Origin of the sequence: Vibrio sp. V43_P6S15P86 (assembly GCF_009904725.1) — a bacterium.
Taxonomy (GTDB): domain Bacteria; phylum Pseudomonadota; class Gammaproteobacteria; order Enterobacterales; family Vibrionaceae; genus Vibrio; species Vibrio diabolicus.
This window is the reverse complement of sequence record NZ_WXWT01000290.1, coordinates 1-7,213: the sequence shown is the minus strand read 5'-3', so window position 1 is coordinate 7,213 and position 7,213 is coordinate 1. Positions and strand designations below refer to the sequence as shown.

9 protein-coding genes are annotated in these 7,213 nt (G+C 40.3%); 8 read left to right on the top strand and 1 reads right to left on the bottom strand.

The features are described 5' to 3' along the window. Positions 1-39: 39 nt before the first annotated feature. From CAG69_RS13010 to CAG69_RS22660, 4 genes are all read left to right on the top strand, one after another. Positions 40-1,605 carry a virulence factor TspB C-terminal domain-related protein gene (locus tag CAG69_RS13010; RefSeq protein WP_161444552.1) on the top strand — a complete coding sequence of 522 codons (1,566 nt, stop codon included), beginning with the start codon at positions 40-42 and terminating at the stop codon, positions 1,603-1,605. A 9-nt stretch (positions 1,606-1,614) separates the two neighbouring features. Continuing rightward, positions 1,615-1,980: a DUF2523 family protein gene (locus CAG69_RS13005; protein WP_024701907.1), complete on the top strand. Its 366-nt coding sequence runs from the start codon at positions 1,615-1,617 to the stop codon at positions 1,978-1,980. After that, on the top strand, positions 1,977-3,299 hold the full coding sequence (locus CAG69_RS13000) for a zonular occludens toxin domain-containing protein (RefSeq protein ID WP_024701906.1): 1,323 nt from the start codon (positions 1,977-1,979) through the stop codon (positions 3,297-3,299). The genes CAG69_RS13005 and CAG69_RS13000 overlap by 4 nt, the downstream gene beginning before the upstream one ends. Before the next feature lie 98 nt (positions 3,300-3,397). Continuing rightward, entirely contained in the window at positions 3,398-3,532 is a 135-nt protein-coding gene (locus CAG69_RS22660) for a hypothetical protein (RefSeq protein WP_265355289.1), read from the top strand. A 662-nt stretch (positions 3,533-4,194) separates the two neighbouring features. Here the strand turns inward: CAG69_RS22660 and CAG69_RS12995 are convergent. After that, positions 4,195-4,377 carry a hypothetical protein gene (locus CAG69_RS12995; protein WP_024701913.1) on the bottom strand — a complete coding sequence of 61 codons (183 nt, stop codon included), beginning with the start codon at positions 4,375-4,377 and terminating at the stop codon, positions 4,195-4,197. 135 nt (positions 4,378-4,512) lie between these two features. Between CAG69_RS12995 and CAG69_RS12990 the strand changes: the two genes are divergently transcribed. The 4 genes from CAG69_RS12990 to CAG69_RS12975 all read left to right on the top strand — a co-directional run bounded on the left by CAG69_RS12990 (position 4,513) and on the right by CAG69_RS12975 (position 6,942). Further along, positions 4,513-6,078 carry a phage/plasmid replication protein, II/X family gene (locus CAG69_RS12990; RefSeq protein ID WP_024701912.1) on the top strand — a complete coding sequence of 522 codons (1,566 nt, stop codon included), beginning with the start codon at positions 4,513-4,515 and terminating at the stop codon, positions 6,076-6,078. A gap of 9 nt (positions 6,079-6,087) precedes the next feature. Beyond that, positions 6,088-6,399: a hypothetical protein gene (locus CAG69_RS12985; protein WP_024701911.1), complete on the top strand. Its 312-nt coding sequence runs from the start codon at positions 6,088-6,090 to the stop codon at positions 6,397-6,399. Positions 6,400-6,512: 113 nt separating this feature from the next. Further along, complete coding sequence (locus CAG69_RS12980; RefSeq protein ID WP_025791107.1) at positions 6,513-6,734, top strand: hypothetical protein; 222 nt, start codon at positions 6,513-6,515, stop codon at positions 6,732-6,734. Position 6,735: 1 nt separating this feature from the next. Continuing rightward, positions 6,736-6,942, top strand: a complete 207-nt coding sequence (locus tag CAG69_RS12975; protein ID WP_024701909.1) for a major capsid protein — start codon at positions 6,736-6,738, stop codon at positions 6,940-6,942. The last annotated feature ends 271 nt before the right edge of the window (positions 6,943-7,213 follow it).

Sequence of the window (7,213 nt, the reverse complement as noted above, 5' to 3'; positions counted from 1 at the left end):
CATTATCTTCCTAATTGTTGATTGTATTAGGAGGCTAATGTGAATATTAAATACCTTTTATCTTCACTGGTTATTTTGCTGATTTTTTCGTTTAGTGCTTCGGCTGAGTTGGTCAAGATTTATCGTTTGGGTAACAACGGTAGTGTAGCAGCTGGTTGTTCTGGTCTTAATATTGGTGATGTTGTAAAAGTTGGCGCTCAGTCTGATTTAGGTGGTAAACGCTTTAATGGTAATACTTGTCAGCGTTATACCGTTCATGATGGTTATGTTGGTGTCTCTTTCCTGAACTATCGTGGCAAACCATACAGTGGTCAACTTCTTACTCAATCCGTTGATTCTTGTCCATCCGGTCAAGTGGTAAACCCTGATACTGGCAAGTGTGAAGAGCCTCCAGTTCCTTTCTGCGAACAGCAAGATACAATCAATCAAATGAATCAGTTTAAAGATGCCTGTTTTGATAAGGGTTGGAATCCAATGGTTTCTTGTACTGATTCGACTCAATCTTTGGATATGACTTGTAATCCACCTCCAGAACCTGACGAATGTACCCCTGATTCATCTGATTGGCCTGCATGTAAGGATGATGAACCAAAACAATGTACCCCTGATTCCCCTGATTATCCTAACTGCTGTGATGCTTCTAATAACTGGTGTGATAATCCTCCTACAGACGATTCATGTACCATCTTTTCACCTAATTATTCTGAGTGTGCAGGTGATGTAGATGTAGACCCACCTACAGGTGGTGATTTAGGTGACCCTGATAAACCAAACGGTGGCGGCACTGGTAATCCTGACCCTGATAAACCAGAACCGGATGTAGAAGAAAATAGCGATACCACAAAGGCCATTGAGTCTATGAATAAGGACTTAAATAAACAGCTTACTGGTATCAATAATGACTTGAATAAAAACCATGCTGAGAGTATTTCACACCTTGATTCGTTAAAGGATTCTATAGATTTAAACACCGATACCATTGTTGATAGCTCTAACCATCTTAAAAACGCCATTGAGAGCCAAACAGGTACACTTTCAGAGATTGGTAACACCAACAACAAATTACTTTCTTCACTTAATCACCTTTTAAATGATGGTATTGGTGAATTAAGCGGTGATTTGAAGGGCATTGAAGGTGCAATTAATTCCGGATTGGATGATTTAGAAAGTGGTATTAATGGCTCTATTAATGCAGGTAATTGCCAATCTTTTTCATGTGAAGGAAATGCTGCTACTTGTTATTTAGCTAAACAGGCTTGGTATGAAAGCTGTCAGTCAAAAGATTTGAGTGAAATTACTGAAGCTGGAGCAGGTTTATTAGAAGGAATAGGAGATTACAACGACCAATTTACTGATGAACATGGTGCTTATAAAAATATTTATGAGAATGCTGAGGGTTCTGTAGGTGATTTATTACAAGCTTATGATGAATCTAATGGCGTTAATTTCGATGGTGAGTGTCCAGCTCCAAAACATTACGATGGTGGCTTATTTAAATTCACTATTGATTTAGCTCCTTTTTGTGAAATGGCTTATATCATCCGCGCTTGTATTATGGCGGCTGCTGCGTTTGGTAGCTTCATGATGATATCTAAATTTATATAGGTGATTATTATGTTTCAGTTCTTCGCAACAATACTTAGTTTTTTATTTGGTTGGCTTCGTCTTGCTTTGCCGTTCCTAGCTGGTTATTTAGGTTCGGTAGGCTCTCAATTTCTCGTTTCTTTAGGGGTAGGGGTTACGGTATTTTCTGGTTTTAATATCGCAACGTCCTATTTGATTGGCTTAATCACTTCCAGTTTTGACACCTTACCGACTTACGTCCTCCAGTTCTTGGGTCTTATCTGGGCAGATAAAGCAATGAACTTGATGCTTAGCACTGGTTTTTTCTTGTTGACTATTAAAGGTCTTCGCGCTGGTTCTATTGCTCGTCAAGGATGGTGGAAACCAGGTCAAGATAAGGGGAGTATTCCACTATGATTTACTTGAGAACTGGCTTACCGGGCGCGTCAAAAACGCTTAATAGTTTGCGAGAATTAGTGATTAGTCATGATGACACTCGTCCTTATTTCTACACTAACATCCGTTTGCTTATGTTGGACATGGCTGTTGCACAGTCTTTTTCTGGCTGGTTTTACGGCTGGTTCTTTCCACGTTTAAAGGATAGGGCGCAACGCAGAAAGTTAGAGAAAATCATGCGTCCTATTCATGATGATGGGGAGTTTATCTCCCTGTCTGACGTTCCTTGGTTAGAAACACAATACGAAACACATGATCATTTCGACACTTGGCTTTATTGGGTACGTCGAGTTTATCCTAAGAAGAAATTGGTTAAGCTAGAGAACGTACTCGATGCAGCTGGCGATACAGCCGTTGATAAGTTCGATATGGTGAAGCCTTTGAATCTTCACTTTACGCATTTTGAAGATCCTCGTTCTTGGATGGATTTACCAAAGCGTTCAGTTTTGCTCATCGATGAGTGTCAGCAATACTTTCCTCCACGCCCAACCGGTTCGAAAGTTCCGGCGGCGATTGCGGCATTAGAGACACACCGTCACGGTGGTTATGATATTCATTTTGTTACGCAAGATAGAACGCTATGTGATGCGAACTTGCGTAAACTTGTTGGTCGTCATATTCATTTCTTCAATCCGTTTGGTGGTGAGCGTGTAACCCGAAAGGAAGCGCCTAAGACATTCAATCCAGATGATTATCACGAATCTAAAATCGCTACTAAAAAGCTTGTTAAGCGTGACAAGAATTTCTATGGCGTTTATTGGTCCGCTGAGATTCACACTCATAAACCTAAAATTCCGTTTATGGCGTTCGCTGGCCTGATAGCTTTAGGCGTTTTTTGTTGGTCTGCTTATAACATCTACGATAAGTTTTTAGGCGGTGGTGAGCCTGAGCCAGTTAAACAAGTTCAGCCTTCAACGTCTCCAGCTCCAGATTCAAACAAGGCAGATTCACTTGATAAACAGCTTGATACTTACGTAGCTGAGTTAATCAAAGGGGTTTATATCTCTGGTTCTATGACGCACTACGATAATGATTCAGTAGATATTGATTATGTTTTCTATCGTGAATCTGATGGTGCAGCCTTTGAACCTGATTCGATAGGTTTGGTAGTTGAGCCCATTGATAGGTGTTTCGCTAATTTCAAAATCGGTTCTGTTGTTCGGCCAATTACGTGCAATCCTTTTTATGTTCGTGAGGTTGTGGAAGAACGTGAAGAAGATGAAACGATGGAAATGGCCAAGAACTCGGACAAACACAAACCCAACATTAGCTTATTCTAGGTGAATCATGGTTCTTCAATCGATGTTAGACATTTACGAGATGTTTTTGTGGTGTTGTGGTTTCTTACTGGCAGCGCTTTTAATTGGAGGTTATCGCAATGACTGATGAGCAGGTTTTAATGATGGTTGATTACTTCGGCCATATTGTTTTTCTTGATGCTTTTCTTGGTTGCTCTGCGGCTTTGTTTGCATTCAAGTTATTTGATTATCTTTGCGATAAGCTCTTACCTTAGTGCGCATTATGGGTTTGAATTATGTTGAGGGTTTGCCGCAGGACTGGAGCGCGCAAAGGGTGGGCGAGAGAATTGCTCATTGTCGCAGCTCGCTGCGTACATGCCATGAAAGAGAATCGCTTTGAAGTGTAAGCCCGTAACATAATTTGCATAATGCCGTACTTAGCCAAAAGTGTTTTATTCTGCACTTTGCCTCGCGCACTTCACAAAATGGGCTTCTCGATGCGCGACCGGTGATTATTTTATGCTGAAAAAGTTGTCCAGGCATTGCCGTTTTGCAGAATAAAATAAAATGACATACCACACGCGCGGTATGTCATTTTTTTTACGTACTAGCCCCGCAGGGATAAGGGCGCTCACTACAGTTCGTGGGGAGTGCTTCATCCAAACGCCCGAAAAGTAGGGAACTTGTTCCCGTAGCTCCCCTCAATGAAACCGCAAAACACCCCTTCATCCTGCCAAGCCTAAAAATGGTAAAGGGCACTGCCAGTTATCGGTTCTATCTCTTCCTTCTCATAGTGCTCAATCCAGAGAGAAAGAAAGAGCGGAGGGGGGAGGAAGCGGAGCGCCGCGCTGCGCTCTTTCTTGGTGGCTAAGCCACATACTTTAATAGTGGCTTATAGTCCCAATGTGGTACTCAATCGAAATTTTCACCCTCACTTCTACTGATCTTTTTTTGAGTCTTGGATCATTCCGTGTTTGGCATCTGTCAGCATGTTTTCAAACATGTATCTTGCTACGTCTGTCCACTGCACTTGCTTGCCAATTTTTGAGCTTATCTCAATTGCTGCTCTTTCAAGCTTTATTTGTTGTGCTTCGTGCACTCTTAAAGTTTTGTATGACATGTCTACCTCTTTACATTTGTACTTGTATTTTAGTGTTTGTGAGTACCATTAGCCATGTGCACCTTGTACACATGTGTATAGTTTGCTATCTTGTGTCCAAATATAAATGTACACATGTGTTATCGAGTTAGGTTCATGTACGATTTCCTAGGTTTAAGAATCCACTTCAAAGATGAGTTCATTACTCCTATTCAGGTTGGTGATGAGTGGGAGACTCATATCAATTTTGACGATCTTATTGACCGTGGTCTTCGTTTGGATTGTTCTGTTGATCTTGATGAGGATGGAAATACTTCGATTTCCTCTCTTCGTCACCCTTGGGAATCTGTTCCTTCTAGCTATACCAGTATTGCTATGAAAGTTTTTCAGGGTTCTGGTTTCCGTCCTAACGCTTGTGTTGAGTTGAAGTGTTCTCCAGCAAAGATTCTTCAAGGTCATAACGTTTATGGTAGTGACTCTCTTTTGACATGTGCTACTGCAATTCTTGATGCTTTCAAACGTGCTATGCCTCGTTTCTGTGAGATGCTTGATTTTCAGATGACTGATGTCTTTCGTTTTGACTCTACTATGTCTGTTCAAGTTGAATCTCGTGACCAGCTTCAAGCTGCTCTAGTTGCCTTATCAAAAGTATCTAACAAGTATCTTAGACCTAGTAGACAAGGCGAGTTCGAGTCTACTGTTTACTTCAATAAAGATAAGAACAATCCCAACTCTGGCCGTACTACCTCACTCATTATTTATTCAAAATTAGATGAAGTTAATTATCAATGTGAAGCTCTTAAGAAGCTTAAACGTAAGGAAAAAACCAATCGTTACGATCGCGTTATTGATGAATTATCTTCTGACTCTTTAAAGGGCTTCGCTGACAATCGTCTTCGTTTCGAGGCTCGTTTTATGTCTCGCTGGTTTGAGAAAAACAACATACCTCAAAATCTTTTTGAGTTGATCGAGTATGTACGTCTTTTCGAATCCGCTTCTGATTCTAGTTTCTGTCTTTGGGCTTGGCGTGATGCTATGAAGTATCTGCTAGACGCTATTGAGGGGAGCACTCTTTCGGTTGTTAATGACCATAAAGTTATGTCTTTGCTTCATGACCTATACGATACCGTAGACTCGAAGGGAAACACTCGTAAATCAAAAGCCCTTCGTCTATTTCAAGTATATGACCGTTTGAAGCATTCGACCTATGAACAGGTTAAAAACACTATGTCTAAATCTAGCTTCTACCGTTCCATTTCTGATTTGATGGCAGTTGGGCTTTCAAAGGAACAGCTTCAAAACCTTCATGATGATGAACATATTCCTCTTGGTCAGGTTCTTACTTTTGATTTCGATAATCAACGTCCGGCCAATTACAAAGAACCTGTATTTCAGGGTATCAATTCTGGTGCTGACCTTTTGGCTCATCTATCAGGTTCTCCTCGTAACGTTCAAGTAACTGAACTAGATAAAATTTACGATTCTTTATCTGATATTGGTATGCCAGCTCTTTATGCTCGTGCGCTCCAAGCAGGTAGAGAAGTTCGGATAAACCAAGATAAATCTGTCTCTCTAGTCCTTTGGGATGACGGTACTTCTGATCTTGTTTTCCATAAACCCGGCAATAAAGCAGATGTTTTATCAATGCCTTTTAATCAATCAACGTCTAATCCATCTAGTGAGAGCATGAGCTTTCAGCAATGGTCAGGCGGTAATCACTAGGGTGACTTTATGAACAAAATGCCTTTAACAATTTTTAACTCTAATTTCGGAACAATGGAAGATGAGAACGGTGGTTCACCTATGCAATGGGCGAACTGTCAGACTATTGGTGACTTCCAAGAGAACGGCGACAAAGTAGGTTGTCAAATCGGTAAAATTTCCGTGGTTACAGATAACAACTTTGCTCTATCTAAGCGCCTTAATATGGAGCTTAAAGCTAAGAAAGCGCCTTTGGAGGTTCTAGCTGTTTTAGGTATGGGCGTTTCCAATGGCAAATCAACATTCATTTTAAAGGATTTTGAAGTTCCAAAAGCTTCTTAATTCAAACAGTTTTATTGGTTCAATTATTCGACGATGAAGAACTAATAAAGGTATCACTATTAGTAGGTATCAACCATTCGATAATTGAACCACCATATTTAGGAGTTAATTAGATGATTTGTGCAAAACCTCTAGATGGCTATCTTCAAATTGTTCAGTTAGCTCCTAATGAAAGTTGCCAATACATAACCTTAATTGAGCAAACCGATTTAATAGAAACGGTTTCTTATTTAGATGAGGCGAGTGCATTTGAAATTATTGGTGCGGCTGCTTCGTTATATGCATTGGCATATGTAATTAAGATGGTATTAATTCAACTCGGTTTTAGAGGTTAATATGAAAACTAAACTTTTGACTCTTGGTACTGTTATCGGTGCCTCTCTTGTTTCTTCTGCTGCAATGGCTGATGTAGATGTTACTGCTGCAACTGGTGTAATTACTACGCAGGGTTCTGCTGCTATTGGTTCAGTTGGTCAAGCTCTTATTGGTCTAGCTGCTTTAGCGGTTGTTTATAAATGGGCTAAGGCTGCTTTCTTCGGTTAATAGCTCTTACTCTAATAAAAGGGGGGCTATTGCTCCCTTTTTTTGATCTCACCTTGGGGGATTTATGCCAGTACCATTTTATATAAGCCCATCAGATATTATGTGGGGCTTCATTATCTTCCTAATTGTTGATTGTATTAGGAGGCTAATGTGAATATTAAATACCTTTTATCTTCACTGGTTATTTTGCTGATTTTTTCGTTTAGTGCTTCGGCTGAGTTGGTCAAGATTTATCGTTTGGGTAACAACGGTAGTGTAGCAGCTGGTTGTT

What these genes read in the sequence shown, in the direction of transcription:
- CAG69_RS12980 (WP_025791107.1), top strand. Translation starts at nt 6,513, where the DNA reads ATGATTTGTGCAAAACCTCTAGATGGCTATCTTCAAATTGTTCAGTTA.
- CAG69_RS22660 (WP_265355289.1), top strand. Translation starts at nt 3,398, where the DNA reads ATGACTGATGAGCAGGTTTTAATGATGGTTGATTACTTCGGCCATATT.
- CAG69_RS13005 (WP_024701907.1), top strand. Translation starts at nt 1,615, where the DNA reads ATGTTTCAGTTCTTCGCAACAATACTTAGTTTTTTATTTGGTTGGCTT.
- CAG69_RS12985 (WP_024701911.1), top strand. Translation starts at nt 6,088, where the DNA reads ATGAACAAAATGCCTTTAACAATTTTTAACTCTAATTTCGGAACAATG.
- CAG69_RS12975 (WP_024701909.1), top strand. Translation starts at nt 6,736, where the DNA reads ATGAAAACTAAACTTTTGACTCTTGGTACTGTTATCGGTGCCTCTCTT.
- CAG69_RS13000 (WP_024701906.1), top strand. Translation starts at nt 1,977, where the DNA reads ATGATTTACTTGAGAACTGGCTTACCGGGCGCGTCAAAAACGCTTAAT.
- CAG69_RS12995 (WP_024701913.1), bottom strand. Translation starts at nt 4,377, where the DNA reads ATGTCATACAAAACTTTAAGAGTGCACGAAGCACAACAAATAAAGCTT.
- CAG69_RS12990 (WP_024701912.1), top strand. Translation starts at nt 4,513, where the DNA reads ATGTACGATTTCCTAGGTTTAAGAATCCACTTCAAAGATGAGTTCATT.